General features: G+C 68.9%; 21 protein-coding genes and 1 tRNA gene. 11 read left to right on the forward strand and 11 right to left on the reverse strand.

The genetic code is table 11. The features are described 5' to 3' along the window. The gene (locus ACYVHG_RS04450; protein WP_461166215.1) at nucleotides 1-393 is read right to left on the reverse strand and encodes a hypothetical protein; all 393 of its coding nucleotides are present in this window, start codon (nucleotides 391-393) and stop codon (nucleotides 1-3) included. A gap of 63 nt (nucleotides 394-456) precedes the next feature. Between ACYVHG_RS04450 and hisN the strand changes: the two genes are divergently transcribed. The 5 genes from hisN (at nucleotide 457) to ACYVHG_RS04475 (ending at nucleotide 6459) form a co-directional block, all read left to right on the forward strand. Further along, nucleotides 457-1287, forward strand: a complete 831-nt coding sequence (gene hisN, locus ACYVHG_RS04455) for a histidinol-phosphatase (protein WP_461166216.1) — start codon at nucleotides 457-459, stop codon at nucleotides 1285-1287. 135 nt (nucleotides 1288-1422) lie between these two features. Continuing rightward, nucleotides 1423-2799 carry an acyl-CoA dehydrogenase family protein gene (locus ACYVHG_RS04460; RefSeq protein WP_461166919.1) on the forward strand — a complete coding sequence of 459 codons (1377 nt, stop codon included), beginning with the start codon at nucleotides 1423-1425 and terminating at the stop codon, nucleotides 2797-2799. A 30-nt stretch (nucleotides 2800-2829) separates the two neighbouring features. Beyond that, nucleotides 2830-4071, forward strand: coding sequence for an acyl-CoA dehydrogenase family protein (locus tag ACYVHG_RS04465; RefSeq protein ID WP_461166217.1), 1242 nt, complete (start codon nucleotides 2830-2832; stop codon nucleotides 4069-4071). A 701-nt stretch (nucleotides 4072-4772) separates the two neighbouring features. After that, nucleotides 4773-5096, forward strand: a complete 324-nt coding sequence (locus tag ACYVHG_RS04470; protein WP_461166218.1) for a transglycosylase family protein — start codon at nucleotides 4773-4775, stop codon at nucleotides 5094-5096. Between the two features lie 112 nt (nucleotides 5097-5208). Beyond that, entirely contained in the window at nucleotides 5209-6459 is a 1251-nt protein-coding gene (locus tag ACYVHG_RS04475; protein WP_461166219.1) for an MFS transporter, read from the forward strand. Here the strand turns inward: ACYVHG_RS04475 and ACYVHG_RS04480 are convergent. The 4 genes from ACYVHG_RS04480 to ACYVHG_RS04495 form a co-directional block, all read right to left on the reverse strand. Beyond that, nucleotides 6395-7354 (reverse strand): sulfite exporter TauE/SafE family protein, encoded by a 960-nt coding sequence (locus ACYVHG_RS04480; RefSeq protein WP_461166220.1) that lies wholly within the window; start codon nucleotides 7352-7354, stop codon nucleotides 6395-6397. The two genes, ACYVHG_RS04475 and ACYVHG_RS04480, sit on opposite strands and share 65 nt — an antisense overlap. A gap of 93 nt (nucleotides 7355-7447) precedes the next feature. After that, entirely contained in the window at nucleotides 7448-8023 is a 576-nt protein-coding gene (locus tag ACYVHG_RS04485; protein WP_461166920.1) for a sugar O-acetyltransferase, read from the reverse strand. An 82-nt stretch (nucleotides 8024-8105) separates the two neighbouring features. Next, nucleotides 8106-8179 (reverse strand) — tRNA-Met (locus ACYVHG_RS04490). A gap of 111 nt (nucleotides 8180-8290) precedes the next feature. Then, nucleotides 8291-11236 (reverse strand): UPF0182 family membrane protein, encoded by a 2946-nt coding sequence (locus ACYVHG_RS04495; RefSeq protein ID WP_461166221.1) that lies wholly within the window; start codon nucleotides 11234-11236, stop codon nucleotides 8291-8293. A 73-nt stretch (nucleotides 11237-11309) separates the two neighbouring features. On the opposite strand from ACYVHG_RS04495, the gene ACYVHG_RS04500 reads away from it, so the two are divergent. Then, nucleotides 11310-11909: a PPA1309 family protein gene (locus tag ACYVHG_RS04500; protein WP_461166222.1), complete on the forward strand. Its 600-nt coding sequence runs from the start codon at nucleotides 11310-11312 to the stop codon at nucleotides 11907-11909. 14 nt (nucleotides 11910-11923) lie between these two features. Here the strand turns inward: ACYVHG_RS04500 and ACYVHG_RS04505 are convergent, their stop codons facing one another. Beyond that, the gene (locus ACYVHG_RS04505) at nucleotides 11924-12967 is read right to left on the reverse strand and encodes a YlbL family protein (RefSeq protein WP_461166223.1); all 1044 of its coding nucleotides are present in this window, start codon (nucleotides 12965-12967) and stop codon (nucleotides 11924-11926) included. Between the two features lie 82 nt (nucleotides 12968-13049). Here ACYVHG_RS04505 and ACYVHG_RS04510 point away from each other — a divergent pair, with 82 nt between their 5' ends. The 3 genes from ACYVHG_RS04510 to ACYVHG_RS04520 all read left to right on the forward strand — a co-directional run bounded on the left by ACYVHG_RS04510 (nucleotide 13050) and on the right by ACYVHG_RS04520 (nucleotide 16651). Beyond that, nucleotides 13050-14390 (forward strand): zinc-dependent metalloprotease, encoded by a 1341-nt coding sequence (locus tag ACYVHG_RS04510; protein WP_461166224.1) that lies wholly within the window; start codon nucleotides 13050-13052, stop codon nucleotides 14388-14390. A gap of 81 nt (nucleotides 14391-14471) precedes the next feature. Then, complete coding sequence (locus tag ACYVHG_RS04515) at nucleotides 14472-15320, forward strand: hypothetical protein (RefSeq protein WP_461166225.1); 849 nt, start codon at nucleotides 14472-14474, stop codon at nucleotides 15318-15320. Between the two features lie 14 nt (nucleotides 15321-15334). Further along, nucleotides 15335-16651 (forward strand): ABC1 kinase family protein, encoded by a 1317-nt coding sequence (locus tag ACYVHG_RS04520; RefSeq protein WP_461166226.1) that lies wholly within the window; start codon nucleotides 15335-15337, stop codon nucleotides 16649-16651. A gap of 97 nt (nucleotides 16652-16748) precedes the next feature. Here ACYVHG_RS04520 and ACYVHG_RS04525 read toward each other — a convergent pair whose 3' ends face one another. The 3 genes from ACYVHG_RS04525 to ACYVHG_RS04535 form a co-directional block, all read right to left on the reverse strand. Further along, nucleotides 16749-17006 carry a WhiB family transcriptional regulator gene (locus tag ACYVHG_RS04525; protein ID WP_461166921.1) on the reverse strand — a complete coding sequence of 86 codons (258 nt, stop codon included), beginning with the start codon at nucleotides 17004-17006 and terminating at the stop codon, nucleotides 16749-16751. A gap of 248 nt (nucleotides 17007-17254) precedes the next feature. Then, nucleotides 17255-17458, reverse strand: a complete 204-nt coding sequence (locus ACYVHG_RS04530) for a hypothetical protein (protein ID WP_461166227.1) — start codon at nucleotides 17456-17458, stop codon at nucleotides 17255-17257. A 151-nt stretch (nucleotides 17459-17609) separates the two neighbouring features. Then, complete coding sequence (locus ACYVHG_RS04535) at nucleotides 17610-19703, reverse strand: ATP-dependent DNA helicase UvrD2 (RefSeq protein ID WP_461166228.1); 2094 nt, start codon at nucleotides 19701-19703, stop codon at nucleotides 17610-17612. 77 nt (nucleotides 19704-19780) lie between these two features. Here ACYVHG_RS04535 and ACYVHG_RS04540 point away from each other — a divergent pair, with 77 nt between their 5' ends. Continuing rightward, on the forward strand, nucleotides 19781-20020 hold the full coding sequence (locus tag ACYVHG_RS04540) for a mycoredoxin (RefSeq protein WP_461166229.1): 240 nt from the start codon (nucleotides 19781-19783) through the stop codon (nucleotides 20018-20020). Nucleotides 20021-20032: 12 nt separating this feature from the next. On the opposite strand, the gene nudC is transcribed toward ACYVHG_RS04540, so the two are convergent. Further along, complete coding sequence (nudC, locus tag ACYVHG_RS04545) at nucleotides 20033-20929, reverse strand: NAD(+) diphosphatase (protein ID WP_461166230.1); 897 nt, start codon at nucleotides 20927-20929, stop codon at nucleotides 20033-20035. A 23-nt stretch (nucleotides 20930-20952) separates the two neighbouring features. Here nudC and ACYVHG_RS04550 point away from each other — a divergent pair, with 23 nt between their 5' ends. Next, on the forward strand, nucleotides 20953-21768 hold the full coding sequence (locus tag ACYVHG_RS04550; RefSeq protein ID WP_461166231.1) for a sulfurtransferase: 816 nt from the start codon (nucleotides 20953-20955) through the stop codon (nucleotides 21766-21768). Nucleotides 21769-21775: 7 nt separating this feature from the next. On the opposite strand, the gene ACYVHG_RS04555 is transcribed toward ACYVHG_RS04550, so the two are convergent. Then, complete coding sequence (locus ACYVHG_RS04555; protein WP_461166232.1) at nucleotides 21776-22849, reverse strand: potassium channel family protein; 1074 nt, start codon at nucleotides 22847-22849, stop codon at nucleotides 21776-21778. Between the last annotated feature and the right edge of the window lie 7 nt (nucleotides 22850-22856).

The raw sequence follows: 22856 nt of genomic DNA on the forward strand, positions 1-22856 counted from the left end.
TCACCCAGGATACTGCTCCGGTGAGCCGTAGGAGTCCGGCGGCGGAGTAAGGCTCCCGATCTGCCAGGAGCTGTCGACCTTGCCCACCTTGTAGTACACGGGCAACCGGTCACCGACCTCGGGCCAGCGCTCGGCGAAGTCGACGATCAGGCGCCGGTAGACATGGGTGGGCGGTGTGGTGGGGCCGACGACGCTCCCGGAGACGGTGACGAAGGCCTTGCCGTCCTGATCGGCCTCGACGGGGCGGGGGCTGACGCCGGTGAGGGTCAGTTCGCCGTCCTCCATGCCGGGGCCGGCGGGCGCGGAGGTGGGTGCGCCGCGCTTGTTCCGCTGCCACATGACCACCAGTGCGGCCAGCATCGCGGCGAGCAGGAGCACCCAGATCCATTCCATGGGCACAGGCTACCGACGAGGACCGGCACACGCCCGCAGTCGACCTCCGTTACCTTTTCTTCCATGTCGAGTTCTTCCACGTCGAGCCCTTCCGCGTCGAGCGCTGCGCCGTCGGTCCCGAATCCCGATCTGGCTCTGGCCCTGGCACTCGCGGATGCCGCCGACGAGCTGACCATGTCGCGTTTCGGCGCCCTCGATCTGGTGGTGGACGCCAAACCCGATCTGACTCCGGTCTCCGACGCGGACCTGGCCACCGAGACCCTGATCCGCGAGCGGCTGCTCGCCGAGCGTCCCGGCGATGCCGTGCTCGGTGAGGAGTTCGGCGGCGAGGCGGTGTTCACCGGCCGGCAGTGGGTTCTCGATCCGATCGACGGCACCAAGAACTACGTCCGCTCGGTGCCGGTGTGGTCCACACTGATCGCCCTACTCGACGACGGTGTGCCGGTGGTCGGAGTGGTCTCGGCCCCGGCGCTGCGCCGGCGGTGGTTCGCCGCTGCCGGCGCGGGCGCGTTCACCAGCTTCGACGGTGGCGAGCCCCGTCCGATCTCGGTCTCCGGGGTCCGGGAGATCGACGATGCCAGCATCTCCTTCTCGGACCTGTCGTACTTCCCGGACCGCGCCGGGAGGGACCGGTTCCTGGCCCTGGCGCAGGACGCGTGGCGGCTGCGCGGTTACGGCGACTTCTGGAGTTACTGCCTGGTGGCCGAGGGTGCGGTGGACATCGCCGTCGAACCGGAGGTCTCGCTGTGGGACCTGGCCGCGGTGGAGATCGTGGTGCGGGAGGCGGGCGGACTGTTCACCGGATTCGACGGTACCGCGGGACCGCACGCCGGCTCGGCGATCGCGGCGAATCCCGCGCTGCACCCGGAGGTGCTGCGCCGGCTCAATCCGTGACCCGGGACACCGGTTTGGGTCCACCTCTTGGCAACCGATCTTACCGCGGAGTAAGGTCCCACCTGACTGATGAGTAAGTTGGCGGCGGAAGCTCCGGGATTCAGCACCCGGCGAGGCCGCCGCCACGAAGACGAGATGGTGGAGATGAGCACGTCAACCGATCCCCGGGACACCAGCGCAATCGGTAAGAACCCGATCCGACGAAACCCCACGGGCCAACTGATCCGCGCGATCATGGCCGTGGTCCAGTCCCCGTTCGTGCAGAACCGAGGCCTGCACAACCTCGTGAACCGAGTGGCCTACGAGGGCACCAAGACCGGGTTCAAGGCTCTCGGTGCCGCGAACCGCACGTTCAAGACGGTCTCCAGCACCGGTAAGCCGCAGCGGCTCACCGCGAGCACCAAGGCGAACTACGACCTCAACCCCGACGACGAGCAGAAGATGATCGCGGAGACCGTCAAGGACTTCGCCGCCGAGATCATCCGGCCCGCCGCCGCAGAGGCCGACGCCGCCACCGAGGCCCCCGGCTCGCTGCTCGAGCGCGCCACCGAGCTCGGCATCACCATGATCAACGTCCCGGAGGAGCTCGACGGTGCCGGCACCGACCGCGGCGTGGTCACCAACGCGCTGGTCGCCGAGGCCCTGTCCTACGGCGATATGGGCCTCGCCCTGCCGATCCTCGCGCCCAGCGGCGTCGCGGTGACGCTCGCGCAGTACGGCTCCGACGGCCAGCAGAAGACCTACCTCAAGGAGTTCGCCGGCGAGTCCGTGCCGCAGTCCTCGGTGGTCATCAGCGAGCCCGGCGCCCTGGCGAACCCGTTCGCCCTGTCCACCAAGGCCACCCGCACCTCCGGCGGTTTCACCCTCAGCGGTGTGAAGTCGATGGTGCCCCAGGCCGCCACCGCCGAGCTGTTCATCGTCGGCGCCGAGCTCGACGGCAAGCCCGCGCTGTTCATCGTCGAGTCCGGCACCGAAGGTGTCTCGGTCGAGGGTGACCCGAGCATGGGCCTGCGCGCCGCGTCGCTGGGCCGCCTCGTGCTCACCGATGTGAAGGTGCCGGCCGCCGCCCTGCTGGGTGAGGCCGATCTGGACACCGCTGTGCAGAACTACACCGACATCGTGCGCCTGTCCCGTCTGGGTTGGTCGGCGCTGGCGCTGGGCACCTGCCGTTCGGTGCTCGACTACGTGACTCCCTACGTCAAGGAGCGCGAGGCCTTCGGCGAGCCGATCGCCTACCGTCAGGCCGTGGCCTTCTCGGTGGCCGACATGGCGACCGAGATCGACGGTCTCGAGCTGCTGGTGTGGCGCGGCGCCGCGCGCGCCGAGCAGGGCCTGTCCTTCGGCCGCGAGGCCGCTCTGGCCCGGAAGTTCGCCACCGACAAGGGAATGCGTATCGGCCTCGACGGCGTGCAGCTGCTCGGCGGCCACGGTTTCACCAAGGAGCACCCGGTGGAGCGCTGGTACCGCGATCTGCGGGCCGTGGGCATCGCCGAGGGCGTCGCCGTCCTGTAGAGACCGACATCAGAGACTGAGAGAACCATCATGGCAATTAATCTGGAACTTCCCAAGAAGCTCAAGGCCTCGGCCGAGATGTCGCACCAGGGCGCGGCGGAGATCTTCCGTCCGATCTCCCGCAAGTACGACCTCGCGGAGCACGAGTACCCCAAGGAGCTCGACACCATCGCCGCGCTGTACGACGGCCTCGCCGACGCCGGCCAGGCGCCGTCGGCCGCCAGCGGCGACCGCAAGAAGGGCGAGGGCGACGCCGAGGAGAAGCCCAAGCCGGTCGACGTCACCGCCGGTAGCCGCAACGGCGGCACCATGGAGTCGATCGTCAACGCGATCGAGATGTGCTGGGGCGACACGGGTCTGATGCTCGCCTTCCCGTACCAGGGACTCGGCAACGCCGCGATCGCGGCGGTCGCCACCGATGAGCAGCTCGAGCGTTTCGGCAAGGTGTGGGCGTCGATGGCCATCACCGAGCCCTCGTTCGGCTCGGACTCGGCCGCCGTCAGCGCCACCGCCAAGCGCGATGGCGACGAGTGGGTCATCAACGGCACCAAGATCTTCGTGACCTCCGGCGGCCGCGCCGACCACATCGTGGTGTGGGCCACCGTCGACAAGAGCCTCGGTCGTGCGGCGATCAAGTCGTTCGTGGTTCCGCGTGAGCACCCGGGCGTCACCGTCGCCCGCCTCGAGCACAAGCTGGGCATCCGCGCCTCGGATACCGCCGAGATCCGCTTCGAGGACTGCCGCATTCCGTTCGAGAACATCCTCGGCAGCCCGGAAGTGAACGTGGAGAAGGGTTTCGCGGGGGTCATGCAGACCTTCGACAACACCCGTCCGCTGGTGGCCGCCATGGCGATCGGTTGCTCGCGCGCCTCGCTCGAGGAGCTGCGCAAGGTGCTCGAGGACGCCGGCATCGAGATCGACTACGACGCGCCGATCAACACCCTGCCGCACGCCGCCGCCGAGTTCATCCGTCTGGAGTCGGATTGGGAGGCCGCGTACCAGCTGACGCTGAAGGCGGGCTGGATGGCCGACAACAAGATTCCGAACTCGATGAACGCCTCCATGGCCAAGGCCAAGGCCGGCCGCGTCGGCTCGGACGTGACCCTCAAGGCCGTCGAGCTGGCCGGTGCGCTGGGTTACTCGGAGCGCACTCTGCTGGAGAAGTGGGCTCGCGACTCGAAGATCCTGGACATCTTCGAGGGCACCCAGCAGATCCAGCAGCTGATCATCGCTCGCCGGCACCTGGACCTCACGAGCTCGCAGCTCAAGTAGTTCCACACCCCCTGCAGACGGGGCGCCGCCACGATCGCCGTGGCGGCGCCCCGTTCGCGTTCTGCGGCACTTGCAGCGCGCCCCCGCCCGGAACCCCCCACACCCGCGGTCAGCGCCCCTCAGGCCCAGACGAGCCGCATCTCCCGTCTGCCGTCTGATCCTCCACCGCAGGAACGGCTTCCCGCCGGGGAGGCGTCGTTCCCGTGCGACACCCCCACTGCACGCCAGAACGACGGCGAGCGGCGCCCGCCGCATGGGCGATTCGCGGTGACCGCCGACACATTCAGGGTGTGATTGCAGTCACTTTTCCCTGGTCATAGCGGGTGCGAACTTTTGCAAGCAACAGGTCTGTGACCTGCGATTTCAGGTTCACAGCAGGCCGTGATCAAACCGTTACCAAAACGCGACCGTCCCGAAGCGGGGATGACACCTGCTCGATAGGCACCTAGTGTTTCAGTCGACCCGCTAGACGGGACAAAACTGAATCCACGAACCCCCGCGTGTGTAGTGGGCCCGCCGCCGATAGCGACAGTCACGTCCCGGCGCCGGACCGCGGAGACCGACGCACCACGTCGATCCGTTGGTTGACCGATCTCGTCAGCCCGCTGCTGTGCCCGACAGAGAAGGCACGGTCCACATCTTCCTCGACATCTCGCCCGTACCGGGCTGTGTCCTGGCACGCGCACGGCGAAAGGAACCCCTTGAAGAACCTCCGCAAGACCCTGGGCATGATGGCCATCTCCGGCGCGATCGTCGCCGCTCCCGTTGCCTTCGGCACCGGCGCCGCGAACGCCAGCAGCGTGAACTGGGATGCCATCGCCGCGTGCGAGTCGGGTGGCAACTGGTCCATCAACACCGGCAACGGCTACTACGGCGGCCTGCAGTTCAGCCCGTCGACCTGGCGCGCCAACGGCGGCTCCGGTATGCCGCACCAGGCCTCGCGTGCCGAGCAGATCCGCGTCGCGGAGAACGTTCTCAAGACGCAGGGCATCGGCGCATGGCCGAGCTGCGGTGGCCGCGGCTAACCGCACTGCTTCACTGACGAACGCCTGTGGCGGTCGAATCCTCGTCGATTCGGCCGCCACAGGCGTTTGCGCGTTCCGACGACTCTGCGACAATCGCTGAGTGCGATGGCGCGTGGCTCTCCTCCTGACGTGCCTCTACTTCGCGCAGGGACTGCCCTTCGGCTTCTTCACCCAGACGATTCCCGTGCTGCTGCGCGACGCCGGCCTGTCGCTGACCGCGATCAGCCTCACCTCCTTCCTGTACCTGCCGTGGGGATTGAAGTTCCTGTGGGCACCCGCCGTCGACCGGATCGGCACCCGGCGGCATTGGCTCGTCGCCACCCAGCTCGGCTCCGCCGCCGTCGCCTTCGCGCTCGCCGCCACCGACCTGGCCGGTTCCCTGCGCTGGCTGCTGCTGGGGATCGCAGCGATCAACCTGCTCTCCGCCACGCAGGACATCGCCACCGACGGGCTCGCGGTGCGCCTGCTCGACGACCGCATGCGCGGCGTGGGCAACGGCATCCAGACCGGCGCCTACCGGATCGGCATGATCGCCGGCGGTGGCGGCCTGCTGTGGGTCTTCGCCGAGGGCGGCTGGCGGATCGTGCTGATCACCCTCGGCACGGTGATCGCGCTGTGCGCCGTGCCCGTCGTCCTGCTGGTCCGGCCGGAGCCGCCGTCCGCACCGCGCACCGCCCCGACCGAGCCCGCCGCCGGCATCGTGACGGCGTGGTGGATGCGCCTGCGCCGCCCGGGAGTGCTCATGTTGATCGGCCTCCTGGTGGCCTACAAGTTCGGCAATGCGATGGTCTCGGCGATCTCCGGGCCGTTCCTGCGCGATGCGGGCCTGAGCCTGCAGCAGATCGCGGTGGTCGGCGGTGTGCTGAGTTCCACCGGTGCACTGCTGGGTTCGGCGCTGGGTGGTTGGTGCGCCTTCCACTACGGGCGGCGCACGGCGCTGCTACTGGGCGGGATCACCCAGAGCGCGGCGATCGTCCTGTTCGTACTGGCCGCACTCGGTATCGGCGGATACGCGATGGTGGTCACGGCGAATCTGGCCGAACACGTCTTCGGTGGAGCCGCGACGGTGGCGCTGTTCACGCTGATGATGGACGCGAGCGACCGCGAGCACGCAGGCACCGATTACACCCTGCTGGCATGCGCGGTGGTGGCTGCGCAGGGCGTCGCCGGAGTCGCCGGCGGGGTGGGCGGCGATCTGTTCCGCTATCCGGCCGTCTTCACCCTCGGCGCGGTGCTCTCCGCGATCGGCTGTGTGGTGCTCGTGCGGGCCCTCGACCGCGGCGCGGGACCGTCGACGATCACGACGTGGCGGCGGCCGGCTCCTTCGGGCCGCCGGGGCCATCGGCGTTCCGCTGCGCCGTGACGGTCACGGACTCCGCGGATTCGATCGCCGCATCGCGCCGGTACTGGAGGAAGGCGTAGCTGACCGCCGCGATCCATCCGGCCACGATCAACAAGTACACCACGCGCTGCGCTCCCGGGTCCAGCGCCATGCCGCTCTTACCGACCAGAGTCCTGGCGTTGGTGAGCACGATCAGACCGCCCACCGACGCGCCGAGCAGGCGCGGCGGCACCCGCCGCACCAGCCAGGCCGCGATCGGCGCGGCGATCACACCACCGAGGAGAAGCGCTCCGGCGTAGCCGAAGTCGATGCCCTCGCCGCCGAGGTTCGCCAGGAAGCCGAGCGACGCGGACAGGGCGATGAGGAACTCGCTGGTGTCGATGGTGCCGACCACCTTGCGCGGCTCCATCCGGCCCGAGGCCAGCAGTGCGGGCGTCCCGACCGGACCCCAGCCGCCGCCTCCGGTGGCATCGATGAAGCCGCCGAACAGGCCCAGCGGCGCCAGGAAGCGCGACCGGAGCGGCTTGCCCAGATTCCTGGTGTCGATGCCGCGGAAGGTGAACCGCAGCAGCACGTACAGGCCCAGGATCAGCAGGAGCGTCGACATCAGTGGCTTGGCCACCTCGGTGGAGAGGTTGGAGAGCACCGTCGCGCCGACGAAGGCGCCGATGGCTCCGGGGATTCCGATCCGCCGGACCACCTTCCAGTCGACGTTGCCGAACCGCCAGTGCGAGGCGCCCGACGCGGCACTGGTGCCGATCTCGGCGAGGTGCACCGTCGCACTGATCACGGCCGGCGAGGAGGACGTCAGCGCCACCAGGAGTGTGCTGGCGGTGACCCCGAAGGCCATGCCCAGGCTGCCGTCCACGAGTTGCCCGATGAGCCCGACGAGGGCGACGATCACGAGTGTCGGCATGGCTTTTCTCCTGTGGCTACGGCGTCTGCACGGACTGTGCGGTCATGCCGTGCCACTGTGCCGAACGGGCCCTGCCCCGCGGAACCGTCCGGCTCACGCTGATCCGAAGGTGACCGGCGACACGTGTTCGACGGGGAGTTCTCGCACCACCCGGCACGGGTTGCCCACGGCGACCACGTGGTCCGGGATGTCGCGCGTGACCACACTGCCCGCACCGATGACAGTGTTCCGGCCGACGGTGACTCCGGGGCACACGATCACACCTCCGCCGAACCACACGTTGTCGCCGATGGTGATCGGCTCGGCGCTCTCCCACCGTTCCCGCCGAGCACGGTGGTCGGCGACCGGATGCAGGGCGGTCAGCAGTTGCGTGCGCGGCCCGATCGAGACGTCGTCACCGATGGTGATCGGCTCACAGTCCAGCAGAATCGCGTCGTAGTTGAGGAAGCTGTTGGAACCGATGGTGATGTTCGAACCGTAGTCGCATCGGAAGCGCGGCATGATCCACGATCCCGCGCCGATGCCGGCGAGCAGTTCACCGAGGATCGCGCCGCGCTGCGTGTCGTCGTCGGTACCGGTGGCGTTGAAACGGTCGAGCAGCCTGCCACAGGCCTTGCGCATGGCGACGAGCTCCGGATCGCTGTCGCGGTACCGCTCACCGGCGAGCATGCGCTGCAGTTCTGATGTCACCACATCGAACGTACCCGTGAAAGCGAAAGGCCCCGGATTTCTCCGGGGCCTTTCGATCTAGTAGCGGGGACAGGATTTGAACCTGCGACCTCTGGGTTATGAGCCCAGCGAGCTACCGAGCTGCTCCACCCCGCGTTGGGTGAACACCACGTTACTGGAATCCGCTCACGATGTGCAAATCAGTTGAACGTGACGCTGGTCTCCCGGGCGGCGGCGACATCGACCACCCCCGCCCGGGAGCCGGAATCAATTGCCGCCCTGCGCCTTCGCCTCGGCCTCCTGCAGCTTGCCCACAGCCTCGCCCAACTGCTTCATGGCCTGGCCGACTGCGGCCTGATCACCGTTGCGCTGCGCGGAGAGCACCGAACCCCAGGCATCGGAGACGGCCTTCACCGCAGCCTTGAGCTCCGGGGTCTCCCCCGCCGCCGAACCGGTGACCGGAGGCGCGGTCGGGCCGGACGGCGCGCCGCCGGGCACCGTCGCCGGCTGGTTCGGACCGGTCATACCGGGTGCGGCTGCGGCCAGCGCCGCGCTCGCGTCCCGGAAACCCGCCTGGGCGAGCGAGTCGGCCACCGTCGGCTTGTAGCCGGCACCGGAGGTCACCGGGTTCAGTGTGAGCACCTTGATCAGCTTCGGCGGGGTGTCCCGCTCACTGCTGCGCGCGTACATCGGCCACACGTAGACCATGCCGCCGTTCGCCAGCCCGATCGCCTGGAGATTGCCGAACTGCGGGTTCAGCGCCTGAATGTTGGCGTTGTCCGCACGGTACGGCTCGGAGGCCTTGATCAGGTCGGCCGCCTGGCTCGGACCGGCGGTACGGCGCGGCATGGTCCGCACGATCACCCTTCCGGCGTCCTCACCGGCGGAGGCGACGGAGACCTGCGCGGCCACGTACGGCTGGTTCCGCGGTTGCAGCACCGTCGAGAGCTGGAACTGCGTGGGGCCCCCGTTGGGCATCGCCGCCACCGAGTAGTACGGCACCTGCAGACCGTCCTTGTCCGGGGTGTCCTTGGGAGCACCGGCCACCTGCCACACATCGCTCTCGTTGCGGAACGTGTTCGGCTCGCTGACGTGGTACTTCTGCAGCAGGAACCGCTGCACCTCGAACAGGTCCTGCGGGTAGCGGAAGTGCTGCGCGATCTCCGGCGGCACCTGATCCTTCGGCTCGATCACCCCGGAGAACACCTTCTTCCAGGCGTTGAGCACCGGATCCTCGTCGTCCACCTGGTACAGCTTCACCGTGCCGTCGTAGGCGTCGACGGTGGCCTTGACCGAGTTCCGGATGTATCCCACCTTCTCGTCCGGCTGACGCCGCTGCGCCGGCTGGCCGGGCAGCGCCTGCTGCCGCGATCCGGTGGCGTCCGAGAGCGAGGTCTGCTGCGCGTACGGGTACCGCGGCAGCGTGGTGTAGCCGTCGACCACCCACACGATCCGGCCGGACTTGGAATCGACCACCGGATAGGTCTTGGTATCGACCGTCAGGAACGGCGCCACCTGCTTGACGCGGTCCCGGGGATCGCGCTGGTAGATGATCTTCGACTCGGAGCCGATGTTCGGGTTCAACAGGATGTTGCGCTCGGTGAACTTGATCGCGTACGCCAGGCGCGGCAACCAGGAACCGATGTCCACGCCACCCTTGCCCTCGTACTTCGAGGTCACACCCTCGGCGTCGTACTCACGGGGCGCGCCCTTGCTGCCCACGATCGAGTAGAAACTCGGATCGGAGCCGATGATCTCGCCGAAGTAGATCCGCGGCTGCTTGACCGTCTGCTCACCGGCCACACCGTCGCGGGTGAACACCGGCTGGCCGCCCGCGGTGTTCACCGCGTCCCGGCTTCCCTCGCTGACCACCTGATCGACCCGGCCCGCCGGCGCGGTGATCAGGCCGTTGCCGTGCGTGTACTGCAGGTGCCGCGCCGCCCAGTCCTTGGGGGTCTTGTCCGGGTTCAGCTCCACCGGGGCGAGCAGCACATTGGTGGACTTGCCGTCCACGTTGTACCGGTCCACCGAGAGTTGCTCGGGCAGCAGGTAGTACTCACGGAGCTGGTTGAGCATCGAGAAGGCCTTGGACACCACGTTCGGGTCCAGCAGCCGGACGTTCTGCAGCGATGAGGCGTCCTTGGCCGTGATGGTCTGCAGGGCCTCGTCGGTGACCTTGTCGTCGGCCTTCTCGTACTTGGCGTCGGTGAGCCCGTACGCCTCCTTCGTGGCTGCGAGGTTCCTCGCTATGTACTGCAGTTCCCGCTCGGTATTGGGACCGACGGAGAAGGTCTGCACCGCGGCGGGCCAGCCGACGCCGACCACCAGCGACGAGAACAGCATGAGCACCGTCGCGATCGCGGGCACCCGCAGATCACGCAGCACGATCCCGAAGAAGAAGGCCGCAGCGCAGATGATCGCGATGCCGGTGAGGATGGCCTTCGCCGGGAGCATCGCGTGAATGTCTGTGTAGTTGGCACCGGTGAACATCGGAGAACGGTTCGAGTACACCAGCGCGTACCTGTCGAACCAGTAGGCGATCGCCTTGGTCACCAGGAAGACGCCGGCGATCGCGGCCAGCTGGATCCGGGCGCCGCGCGAGAGCGAACCCTCCCGGCCGGCCAGTCGGATCCCACCGAACACGTAGTGCGCCACCAGGTTCGCCAGGAACATCAGGATCAGGCCGGCGAAGGCGAAGCCCAGGAGCAGCTCGATGAACGGCAGCGTGAAGGCGTAGAAGCCGATGTCCTTACCGAACTCGGCGTCGGTGGTGCCGAACGGCTGGCGGTTGAAGAACAGCAGCACCTGCTGCCAGGAGGCCTGGCCGAAGACGCCGGAGATCAGGCCGATCATCACCGCGGGCACGAGCGCGAAGGTCTTGAGCTTGCTGGTGACCACCGCGCGGTAACGGACCACTGGATCGTCGGTCGGCGAGGGCAGGAAGGCCGGGCGCACCCGGTACGCCAGCCACATTCCCGCGAACGCGATCAGCCCCATGATCAGTCCCGAGATCAGGAACAGCCCGACTCGCGAAAGCAGCACGGTGCGCAGCACATTCGTGTGCCCGAGCGAGCCGTACCAGAGGAAGGCGGCGTACACGTCCACCACCCGCGGGCCGATGAGTAACAGCGCCAGCAGCACCACTGCAGATCCGATCAGGATCTTGGCACGACGCGACAGGGAGGGAATGCCCGCAGCACGAGGAGTCGTCACACCTCCTACTGTACGGATTTACCGTTTTCCTCCGCGGTGGAGGTCAGCGCCCTCCGAATGCGATCATGGGCGGGTGAGCTACGACGAGGCGGATCAGACGTTCGACGAGGCGGCCCTGGGCCGCGCCGCGCGCGAGGCGATCGAGTTCGTGGAGCCCCAGGGCTGGGGGCAGCCCCCGCAGTTGTTCGGGCTGGTACCCACCTCGCTGCTGGCCACCAGCCAGCCCGAGTGGGCCGACATCCTCGACGACGGCGCCTCCCTGACGGTGATCGAGCAGGAGCCGCTGCCCGGCGATCCGCAGGGCGGCAGCGCCGAGCTCGACGGGGTGCTCGCCACCACCACCTGGCCGCAGGAGGTGGTGGGCTGCGCGCTGGTGCAGGAGATCATCGTGCTGCCGCCGGACGCCGAGGCCGACCTCGACGGTGCCCTCGAACCGCACCTGGCCGACGTCGACGCCGCGGACCGGGCCGGACGGGCGGCCGCGGAGAGCCACCCGGGACGCAAGCAGGCGCGGATGGTCGCCGCGGTGCTGCGCGACGGGCAGCGGATCACGCTGCTGTCGGTACGGCCGGACGACGAGGACGATCCGTTCGCCGAGTCCGACCTCCTGCGTGCCGATCAACTGGCGCCGGGCCTGGTACAGGGCCTGATCGCCACCTTCGACGAGGACTGAGCCGCCGCACGAGGTCAGCAGGAGGGTGCGGGGCGCCCCTCGCGGAGGTCGGCGAGCGCGGCGAGCGCACCGTCGAGCGTCTGGACCTTCACCAGTTGCAGGCCCTCGGGTGGCGACGACTTCGCCTCCCGGCAGTTCTCCGCGGGCACCAGGAAGACGCTGGCCTTATCGCGCTTGGCACCGTCGAGCTTGTGGGTGATACCGCCGATCGGCCCGACCCGCCCCTCGGAATCGATCGAACCGGTGCCGGCGACCACCCGGTCGCCGGTGAGGTCCCCCGGTTCGACCAGGTCGATGATGCCCAGGGTCATCATCAGGCCGGCCGACGGGCCGCCGACCTTCTCCACCCCGAATCCGATCTTGACCTTCGGGTCCGCGGGAACCTGCCCGACGGCGATACCCAGGCGCGGCTTCCCCTGCGACTCGCCCAGCACCACCGGGACCGGAACCCGGCCGTCGGCGCGGCGGACCGTCACGGTGACGGTGTCCCCCTTCTTCTTACCCTCCAGGGTCTTGGCCACCTGGTCGGCCGCGACGACCGGCGCACCGTCGACCGCCTCGATCACATCGCCCTCACGGAGCCTGCCGTCGGACGGTCCGCCCGCGACCAGTCCGACGATGCCCGACGCGGTGGGGACCTTCAGGTAGCGCAGCGCCGCGATGGTGGCCGAGGACTCCGCGCCGGTGAACTGCTCGCGGTTGCCCTGATCGATCTCCTCCCGGGATTTGCCCGGGTTGTAGTAGACGTCGCGCGGCGCCAGCTGCGATCCGCCCAGCCACCGGCCGAGCGCCCCGTAGAGGTTGAGGCCGTCGGTCACCGCGACCGTGGTGAACCGCAGTTGCCCGGCGGGCCGGTGCACCGGTAGGCCCTCGATGCTGATCACCTTGCGCTCCCGCGGGACGCCCTTGTCGTCCTTCTCGGCGTAGGTGGTGAGCGTATCGGCGGTATCGCCCGGTCCGACGGCCACATAGGGCACCGTCACGATCATTCCCAACAGGGCCAGCACCACGAGGGGAACCAGGGCGGCGAGCACCGTCGAGAGCCTGCGTTCGGTCACCGGCACAGAGTAACCGCCGGTGTTCGCGCAGAGCGTGACGGACGTGGCGGCGACCGGCACGCGGGGGCAGTACCGTGGAGCCATGAACGACGTGCCCTTCGGATTCTCCTCGCCGAACGACGACGGCGACGGACGTGACAAGCCGTTCGGCCAGAACCAGCCGTTCGACATGTCGCAGCTCGGCGACATGCTCAGCCAGCTCGGCCAGATGATCTCCGGTATGGGCGCGGGTATGAACGCCCCCGGCGCCGCCGCGTCCGGGGATCCGGTGAACTACACCGTCGCCGGGCAGATCGCGCGGCAGACGCTCGGGAAGCACGAGCCCGTCTCCGAGGGCCAGCGTTCGGCGATCGAGGATTCGACGCACCTCGCGCAACTGTGGCTCGACGGTGCAACCGCACTTCCGGCCGGACCGCAGCGCACCGTCGCGTGGACCCCGGTGGACTGGCAGGAGAAGACCCTGCCCACCTGGAAGCGGCTGGTGAATCCGGTCGCGGAGAAGATCTCCGGCTCGTGGCTGGAGAACATGCCCGAGGAGGCGCGCGAGATGGCCGCGCCGATGATGGGCATGTTCGCCCAGCTCGGCTCGATGTCCTTCGGTACGCAGCTCGGCCAGGCTCTGGGCTCGCTCTCGAAGGAGGTGCTCACCAGTACCGACATCGGTCTACCTCTCGGCCCGGACGACACCGCCGCGCTGCTGCCCGCCGCGATCGACGCCTTCGGTAAAGACCTCGAGCAGAGCGATCAGGAGATCCTGGTCTTCCTCGCAGCCCGTGAGGCCGCGCACCAGCGCCTGTTCGCGCACGTGCCGTGGCTGCGGGCGCGGGTACTCGACACCGTCGAGCAGTACGCCCGCGGCATCACGATCGACATGTCCGGGATCGAGGAGATCTCCCGCAACCTGGACCCGACGGCGCTGCAGGATCCGGCCAAGCTGGAGGAACTGATGGCAGCGCAGGGTGCGGCACTGCAGCCCAAGGCCACTCCGGAACAGACCGCCGCGCTGGAGCGCCTGGAGGCACTGCTCGCGCTGATCGAGGGCTGGGTGGAGACGGTGGTGCACGCCGCCATCGCGGACCGCCTGCCCAGTGCGGCGGCGCTGCGGGAGACGATGCGCCGGCGGCGCGCGTCCGGCGGCCCGGCCGAACAGACCTTCGCCACGCTGGTCGGCCTGGAGCTTCGTCCTCGCAAGGTGCGTGAGGCCGCCGACCTGTGGGAGCGTCTCGGTACGGCCACGTCGATGGAGCAGCGTGACGGTGTCTGGGCCCATCCGGACCTCATTCCCGACGCCTCCGACATCGACAATCCCGCAGCGTTCATCGACCGCTTCCTCGACGACACCGCTGACTCCTCGGATCTCGACGATCCGATCGCGGCGATCGAACGGCAGATGCGCCGTGAATCCGGATCCGACGACGACTGACCAGTTCAGGGCCGGTTTCACCCTGTGGATAACCGGCCTTTCACAGGCCTCCCGGTGTGAGCGGCATGCCACGGTGTGGTCATGCGCCAGCGCCTCGATCCGTATCTGACGGTGGTCGTCCGGCCGCCCACCCTCGTGCAATTGGGTGCCTCGGCGACGGGAGCGCCCGTCCTGGCGCCACCGCCGTGGCTCACCCCGGACGTGACGGCCGGGCTCCTGCGCTGGATGCAGCGCTATCGCAGCCCGCGTGAGCTGGGAAACCGCGCCGCTGACCTGGGCATGACCGACGACGACGTGCGCCGGTTGATGGACGTTCTCGGTGAGCACGGGCTGTTGCAATCGGAGCCACCGCGCCAGCCGCTGCACGTGTACCTGCACGGTCGCGGGCCGGTGGCCGACGCCGTACTCGGTGAACTCTCCGCCCTGGACGCGGTCACAGTGAGCGCAGGTACCTCCCGAAGTTGGTCACCGCAGGGCCGGCGGGTGGACCTGGCGGTCCTCACCGATGCCCTCTCCCCCGATCCGGTACTGGTTCAGCGGCTGATGCGCGAGCGGCTGCCGCATCTGCCGGTGCTGCTCCGGGACGGCGCCGGTGTGATCGGCCCCCTGGTGCTTCCCGGGGCGGGTCCCTGCCTGCGCTGCCTGGACCGCACCCGGACCGACGCCGATCCTGGCTGGCCGACTCTGGCCTGCCAGTTGTTCGGCCGGAGCGGACGCGCCTCGGCACAGGTGCTGCGGGTCACGGCGGCGGTCACCGCGCAACAGGTCGATGCGATCGCGTCCGGACGCTGCGAGTCGCCGGAGCCTCCGGACGTTCTCGGCTGTACGTTGGAGGTCGAGGGCAGCGCGATCGCAGTCCGACAATGGTTCATGCACCCCGGCTGCGGCTGCGGGGTCACCGATCCCGGCGCCGACGGGACGGCAGGTTGAGTTCAGGGAGTCAGGTGTCCGAGATCACCCGGGGCGGAGCGAGGCGCACCGCCAAACTCGCAGGGCTGCCGCTGGGGATGGCCGGACGCACCGCGGTCGGCTGGGGAAAGCGGCTGGCCGGCGCGGACAAGGATGAGGTCAACGCGGAGCTGCAGGCCAAGGCGGCCGAGCAGCTGTTCGAGGTGCTCGGCCAGCTCAAGGGCGGGGCCATGAAACTCGGCCAGGCCATGAGTGTGATGGAGGCCGCGGTCCCGCCGGAGTTCGCCGAGCCCTACCGCGAGGCGCTGGCGAAGCTGCAGAACGAGGCACCACCGATGCCCGCGGCCACCGTCCACAAGGTGCTCGACCGGCAGTTGGGCACCGGTTGGCGGGACCGTTTCGCCTCGTTCGACGACGAGGCCGCCGCGTCGGCGTCGATCGGGCAGGTGCACCACGGGGTCTGGGCCGACGGCCGCGAGGTGGCGGTGAAGGTGCAGTACCCGGGCGCCGATGAGGCGCTGCGCGCCGATCTCAAGGCGCTCGGGCGGCTGAGCTCGGTGATCAAGCCGCTCACCCCCGGCGCCGACATCAAGTCACTGGTGCAGGAGCTCACCGACCGCACCGAAGCCGAACTCGACTACCGGTACGAGGCCACCAATCAGCGCAAGTTCGCCAAGGCCTTCGACGGTGACCCGAACGTGCGGGTGCCGAGGGTCTTCGCCAGTGCGCCGACGGTGATCATCAGCGAGTGGGTGACCGGGAAGCCGCTGCGGGAGGTGATCGCCTCGGGTACCCAGGCCGAGCGTGACGACGCCGCCGCGAAGCTCACCGAGTTCGAAGTGAGCGCACCGGCGCGGACCGGTCTGCTGCACGGCGACCCGCATCCGGGGAACTTCATGATCGCCGAGGACGGCCGGCTGATCGCGCTCGACTTCGGTGCGGTGGCAGAGTATCCGGGTGGGATCCCGCCGGCGGTGGGCAAGATCCTGCGGCTGGCCCGCGATGAGGACTACGACGCGCTGTTCCCGATCCTGCGCAGTCAGGGTTTCATTCCGCCGCGCTTGGAGATCACCCCGGACGACATCCGCAGCTACCTGGCACCGTACGTCGATCCGCTCCGGTCGGAGAGTTTCCACTTCACTCGCAAGTGGCTGATGCAGGTGGCCGACACCGCGACCGATGTGCGCGGTGAGCAGTTCCAGACCGGCCGCAAGCTCTCGTTGCCGCCGGAGTACGTGATGCTCTTCCGGGTTCTGCTCGGCATGGTCGGGATCTGCTCGCAGATGGAGGCAGAGGCACCGTACCGGCGCATCGTCGAGCACTGGGTGCCGCTGGTCGAGTCCGGCGACTGAGCTCCTCGTCCCTACCCCGCACGTACACCTGAAACGACGATGCGCTCCGATCGAAGGGATCGGAACGCATCGTCGTCTCGGTGGAGCCCGGGCGCGGTCACGCCGCGTTCTTCCGCGGCCGGCCGCGGGGACGCTTGCGGGCGATCACGACACCCTGGTCGAAGATCTGACCGCCCCACACGCCCCACGGCTCGGCGCGCTCCAGCGCGGCGGCCAGACAGGCGCGCTGCAGTGGGCAGCTCTCGCACAGGGCCTTGGCACGTTCGAGGTCCGACGGGGCCTCGGCGAACCACAGATCCGGGTCGCCCGCACGGCAGGGCAGGCTGGTCTCGATGTTGATACTGACGGATTCGATACTTCGGACGGTGCCCGCAACAGGGCGATCGTCGATGATGGTCGGCACTTCTGGTCACCATTCCACCTGCTGTTCGCGGTGGCCTCGGTAGCGGCGCCGGGTAGGCGCACGGGATGTTCTCGGTGGGTGCGCGAACCGTGTGAACGGCACTGCACTCGCAAGCGGTGCGAGTGTTCAGTGACCGTGGAACCACGGGTGCCGCGCGGCGGCGGGGCCCGTGGTGAAAGTGAGAGGGAAGGTCTGCGGACCTAACCTCGTCGCAGGGAACACACGGGGCGCGTGAGCGGTTCGTGATCGACGGCGTAGCCGGCCCGATCCTGGCGCAGTCGCCAGGGAGTGGGCGGGTTGCCGATCAGGGCGTGGGAGGCCTCGATACGAACCGCTGCTGCTGCGAACACTCCACCCTTTGCTGCGGTGAACTGCTTGCCTGCGTTGATGATTGCGTTGTTCATTTCGTTTGCCTCCTTTCGCGCGCTGGTCAATCACGTTCCGGCGGCGAGGCGGCCATGCGGCCTTCTCGCGCGTCATCCCGTGCGGTCGCCATCAAGAGTAGGTGGGTGCAACTATCCGCACAAGTGATTTTTGACCTGCGGTGATGCGCTCTCAGGAGTGCTCGGCGACGAGCGCGAGGACGTCGTCGCCGTATTTGTCGATCTTGGTGGACCCGATCCCGTTGATCCGCACCAACTGTGCCCGGCTGCGCGGTTGATGCTCGGCGATCGCGAACAGCGTGGCGTTGGAGAAGATGGTGTAGGGCGGGACCTGCTGATCGCGGGCCTGGCCGGTGCGCCAGATCTTGAGCGCCTCGACCAGGCCGTCGTTGAGGTCCGCGGGGCAGTTCTCGCACCGCGAGCGCAGCTTCTCCTCGCGGGTGTCGAGCACGCCGCCGCACATCCGGCAGGTGTCCGAGGTGCGGCGTTTGCCCTTGGTCGGCCCGGAGTCCAGCGTCCGCGGCCTGCCGCTATCGGCCTGATCCGCCACCACGTCCAGGAACCGGGTGCGCTTGCGCGTTCTGCGGCCACCCTCGTTGCGGGCCAGCGCCCACGACAGGTGCAGGTGCTCACGGGCGCGGGTCACGCCCACGTACAGCAGTCGGCGCTCCTCCTCGATCGGCTCCGGATCGCCCTTGGCGATGGCCTGCGAGATCGGCACCGATCCCTCGGTGAGACCGACCAGGAACACCGCGTCCCACTCCAGGCCCTTCGCCGCGTGCAGTGACGACAAGGTGACGCCCTGCATGGTGGGCGGATGTTTGGCCTCCGCGCGCGCCCGCAGTTCTCCGATCAGCTCCGCGAGGGTGAGACCGGGACGTTCGGTGGAGAGTGTGATGGTGAGGTCGACCAGTGCGCTCAGCGCCTGCCAGCGCTCCAGGGCGCGGGCACCGTCGGGCTGGGATTGTGTGAGTCCCAGCGGTTCCAGAGCACCCCTGACCATCGCGAGCAGTTCGTCCCCGGCGAGACCGCCGAACCGGCCGGCCCGCTCCATCAGCGCGCGCACCGCCTGCCCGATCTCGGGCCGCTCGAAGAAGGCACTTCCGCCGCGCACCTGGTACGGAATACCGGCCTCGGTGAGCGCGGCTTCGTGCACCGCCGATTGCGCGTTGATCCGGTAGAGGACGGCGATCTCGCTGGCGGGCACGCCCTGAACCAGCAACTCCCGGATGCGGGTGGCGACGCGTTTGGCCTCGGCGGGTTCGTCGTCGCACTCGGCGTACACCGGGGCCGGCCCGGCAGGGCGCTGCCCGATCAGTTCCAGGCGGGTCCCGGCGACCCTCCCTTGGGCCGCGCCGATCACCCGGTTGGCCAGCGACACCACCTGCGGTGTGGAGCGATAGTCGCGCTGCAGCCGCACGATGGTCGCGTCCTCGAACCGGCGGGTGAAGTCGAGCAGGTAGTCCGGGGTGGCACCGGTGAACGAATAGATGGTCTGGTTCGCGTCACCGACCACGGTCACGTCGTCGCGTTCGCCGAGCCAGGCGTTGAGCAGTTGTTGCTGCAGCGGGGTGACGTCCTGGTACTCGTCGACGACGAAGCTGCGGTAACGGTCCCGGAACTCCTCGGCGAGTACGTGGTGATCCTGCAGGATGGCAGCGGTGACCAGGATCAGGTCGTCGAAGTCCAGCAGGCGATTGCCCTCGGCGTCACTCTTGCGCCGCTCGTAGGCGGCGTACACATCGGCGACGGTGCCCGGCGCCATCGGCGCGGTGCGTCCCACCTTCTCAACCGCTGTGGCGTATGTCTCCGGAGTGACCAGTGATGCCTTCGCCCAGTCGATCTCGGCGAGCAGATCACGCAGCGTATCGGTCTCCGGGCGCAGATCACAGTCCCGCGCGGCGCGACCGATCACCGGAAACTTGTTGTCCAGCAGCTCCCAGCGGGTATCCCCGATGGCGCGGGGCCAGAAGTACCGCAGTTGCCGCATCGCTGCGGCGTGGAAGGTGACCGCCTGCACACCCGGCGCGCCGTCTCCCCCACCGACGCCCAGAGCGCGCAGCCGGGCCCGCATCTCCCCCGCCGCTCGGGAGGTGAAGGTGACGGCGAGGACCTGCCCGGCGGCGACGTGCCCGGTGGACACCTGGTGCGCGATCCGGTGGGTGATGGTGCGGGTCTTGCCGGTGCCCGCGCCGGCGAGCACGCACACCGGCCCGCGCGGTGCGAGTACCGCCTGCTGCTGCTCGGGGTCGAGTGCGTCGATCACAGCACCGAGTATTCCAGCCACCTCCGACAGGTCCGGGCCCGGGAAGATCTGCGGCCGCGGTGTGGTTGAGTCGGAGTATGAGCACGCTGACGATGTACACCACCACCTGGTGCGGTTACTGCAACCGCCTCAAGACGGGTCTGAAGGCCAACGGGATCGAGTGGACCGAGATCAACATCGAGGAGGATCCCAAGGCCGCGGCCTTCGTCGAGGGTGTCAACGGCGGGAACCAGACGGTACCCACCATCGAGTACCCCGACGGCACCACCGCCACCAACCCCTCGCTCGCGGAGGTCAAGCGCAAGCTCGGGGTCTGACCGGTCGCGCGGTCAGTCCGCGTGCGCCCAGGCCTCGACGATGCCGCGCGCGATGGAGATCGAACCCGGCAGCAGTAGCGGAGCATCCGGGGCGTCGGTACCCCAGTCGCCCGCGGCGAGGGCCTCGAGGACCTGGCTCCGGGTGAACCAGTGCGCCTCGGCGATCTCACCGTCCCGGAAGTCGAGCGGAGCCTCACGATCGGCACGGGCCGTGAACCCGACCATCAGGGACCGCGGGAACGGCCAGGGCTGGCTGGCGACGTAGGTGACGTCGTCGCACGCTATGCCGACCTCCTCGTACAACTCCCGGGCGACGCACTGCTCCAGCGATTCCCCCGGCTCGACGAATCCGGCGAACAGGGAGAACAGCCGCGGTGGCCACTGGTGCTGGCGGCCCAGCAGCACCCGGTCCGCACCGTCGTGCACCAGCGCGATCATCGCGGTGTCGGTTCGGGGGAACTCCTCGCGCCCGTCGGCGCTGACCCGCACCCAGCCGGCCCTGTCCGGACCGGTCGGGGCACCGTCGACCGGCGAGAAACCGGACCCGCTGTGCCAGTTGAGCATGCCGAGGGCCTCGGCGACCAGAGCCGCGTCCACCGCGGACAGCAGGCGACCGCGCATCCGCAGGTCGGCACCGTCGAACCGCGGAACCCGGAGAGCGAAGACGAGCGCCCCGTCGACCCGGCCGAGCAGGACCGCCTCGTCGGGTCGGTCCGGGGCGATCTGGTGCCCGCGGGAGAACACCAGGGCGGTTCCGTCGAGGTCGAACCGGCCGCGCGGGTCCACCTGCAACACCTTCGCCGTCGGCCAGGCGGCGTCCAGTGCGGCTGCGTCGGCGCGGAGTTCATCGGCACGGTCGACGTGGTAGCGCGAGAGCAGAGGGGGCATCGTCAGGCTGAGCTTCGCCACCCGGCCATCGTATGCTCAGTCGCATGATCGATCCCATCGTGGACGCCGCCTGGGTACGCGAACACCGCGACCGGCTGATCCTCGCCGACACCCGCTGCTACCTGGACGGACGGTCGACTCGGGACGAGTACGTCGCCGGGCACCTGCCGGGTGCGGTGTACGTGGACCTGGACGGTTTCCTCGCCGGTCCCCCGTCCGCCGAGTCCGGCCGGCACCCCCTTCCCGACCCTGAGGTGTTCGCCGCGGGACTCGCCCGCGCGGGTATCGGCGACGGTGCCGTCGTGGTGGCCTACGACGACGTGGGAGGGGTGATGGCCGCGCGGCTGGTGTGGATGCTGCGGTCGCTCGGTGAATCCGCCGCCCTGCTCGACGGCGCCCCACAGGATCTGGCGCCGCTGACCACCGATCCGGTGCCCGCGGAGCAGGCGGTGTTCACGCCGCGTCCGTGGCCGGTGCACCGTCTGGCGTCGATCGAGGAGACCGCGGACGCCGCGCGGTCGGGCCGGATCCCGGTGATCGACGCCCGCCCGGCGGACCGGTTCCGTGGTGAGAACGAGACCATCGACCCTCGCGCCGGGCACATCCCGGGGGCGGTCAGTGTTCCGTGCCGCGAGAACGCCCCCGGCGGAGTCCTGCTCCCCGTCGACCGGCTACGCGCGAGGTTCGCCGCTGCCGGCGTGAGCGGCGATGCCGAGTTCATCGCCTATTGCGGTTCCGGGGTATCGGCCTGCCACGATCTGATCACCGCCGAACACGCGGGCCTGCGCAACGGCCGGTTGTACCCGGGCTCGTGGTCGCAGTACGCCGGGACCTCGCTACCGGTGGCTACCGGCGGCTGAACCGGCCTCAGGCCTTGACGTCGGCGTTGCGGACGAACAGCAGCCGGTCCCCGGCCTCCACGACCGCCACGGCGGGCGAATCGACCCGGTACAGGTGCCCCTTGCGGACCACACCGAGCACGATGTTCGGCAGGTGCCTCGGCGAGCGGCCCACCTCGACGCGGGTCACCTCGCGCTCGGCGATGTTGAAGCCGTCTCCCGGGGAGAGCAGGTCCTCGATCATCTCCACCACCGACGGGGTGGTGGTGGCCATGCCGAGCAGACGTCCCGCGGTCTCGGAGGAGACCACCACTGAATCCGCACCGGACTGGCGCAGCAGGTGCGTGTTCTCCGACTCCCGGATGGAGGCGACGATCTTCGCGCGCGGCGCGAGTTCCCGGGCGGTGAGGGTGACCATCACCGCGGCGTCGTCACGGCTGGCGCCGATGATGATCGACGATGCGCGGGGCGCACCGGCCAGGCGCAGCACGTCCGCCTTGGTGGCGTCGCCGCGCACCGTCACCAGGCCGTCGATCTCGGCGACTTCGAGAGCGGTCTGATCGGTGTCGACGACGACGATCTTCCCGGGCTCGATGCCGTCGTTGATCATCGCGCTGACCGCGGTCCGGCCCTTGGTGCCGTACCCGACGACGATGGTGTGGCTGTGCACCGCTGACCTCCAACGTTGGATCTTGAACGCCTGGCGGGAACGCTCCGTCAACACCTGGAGCGTGGTACCGACCAGGACGATGAGGAAGAGCACGCGCAGTGGCGTGATGAGCAGGACGTTGATCAACCGTGCCGATTGCGTGACCGGGGTGATGTCGCCGTAACCGGTGGTGGACAGTGACACCGTCGCGTAGTACACGCAGTCCAGGAAGGTGATGTAGTCCTTGGCGCTGTCCTTGTAGCCGTCGCGCTCGACGTACACGATCATCACCGCGAGGAACAGTGCCCCCAGTGCCAGTAGCACCCGCACGCCGATGGCGCGCCAGGGATTGGTGTCACCGGCGGGGATGCGGAGAACACTGACCAATGCATGGTCGGGGAGGTCCGTCAGTTCGGACTTGCTCCGGCGGCGGAACTTGCTGCTCGCGGACATAGGTTTC

The organism is Tsukamurella serpentis (assembly GCF_054780975.1).

What these genes read in the sequence shown, in the direction of transcription:
- ACYVHG_RS04450 (WP_461166215.1), bottom strand. Translation starts at nt 393, where the DNA reads ATGGAATGGATCTGGGTGCTCCTGCTCGCCGCGATGCTGGCCGCACTG.
- hisN (WP_461166216.1), top strand. Translation starts at nt 457, where the DNA reads ATGTCGAGTTCTTCCACGTCGAGCCCTTCCGCGTCGAGCGCTGCGCCG.
- ACYVHG_RS04460 (WP_461166919.1), top strand. Translation starts at nt 1,423, where the DNA reads ATGGTGGAGATGAGCACGTCAACCGATCCCCGGGACACCAGCGCAATC.
- ACYVHG_RS04465 (WP_461166217.1), top strand. Translation starts at nt 2,830, where the DNA reads ATGGCAATTAATCTGGAACTTCCCAAGAAGCTCAAGGCCTCGGCCGAG.
- ACYVHG_RS04480 (WP_461166220.1), bottom strand. Translation starts at nt 7,354, where the DNA reads ATGCCGACACTCGTGATCGTCGCCCTCGTCGGGCTCATCGGGCAACTC.
- ACYVHG_RS04485 (WP_461166920.1), bottom strand. Translation starts at nt 8,023, where the DNA reads ATGCTCGCCGGTGAGCGGTACCGCGACAGCGATCCGGAGCTCGTCGCC.
- ACYVHG_RS04510 (WP_461166224.1), top strand. Translation starts at nt 13,050, where the DNA reads ATGAACGACGTGCCCTTCGGATTCTCCTCGCCGAACGACGACGGCGAC.
- ACYVHG_RS04515 (WP_461166225.1), top strand. Translation starts at nt 14,472, where the DNA reads ATGCGCCAGCGCCTCGATCCGTATCTGACGGTGGTCGTCCGGCCGCCC.
- ACYVHG_RS04530 (WP_461166227.1), bottom strand. Translation starts at nt 17,458, where the DNA reads ATGAACAACGCAATCATCAACGCAGGCAAGCAGTTCACCGCAGCAAAG.
- ACYVHG_RS04540 (WP_461166229.1), top strand. Translation starts at nt 19,781, where the DNA reads ATGAGCACGCTGACGATGTACACCACCACCTGGTGCGGTTACTGCAAC.
- ACYVHG_RS04550 (WP_461166231.1), top strand. Translation starts at nt 20,953, where the DNA reads ATGATCGATCCCATCGTGGACGCCGCCTGGGTACGCGAACACCGCGAC.
- ACYVHG_RS04555 (WP_461166232.1), bottom strand. Translation starts at nt 22,849, where the DNA reads ATGTCCGCGAGCAGCAAGTTCCGCCGCCGGAGCAAGTCCGAACTGACG.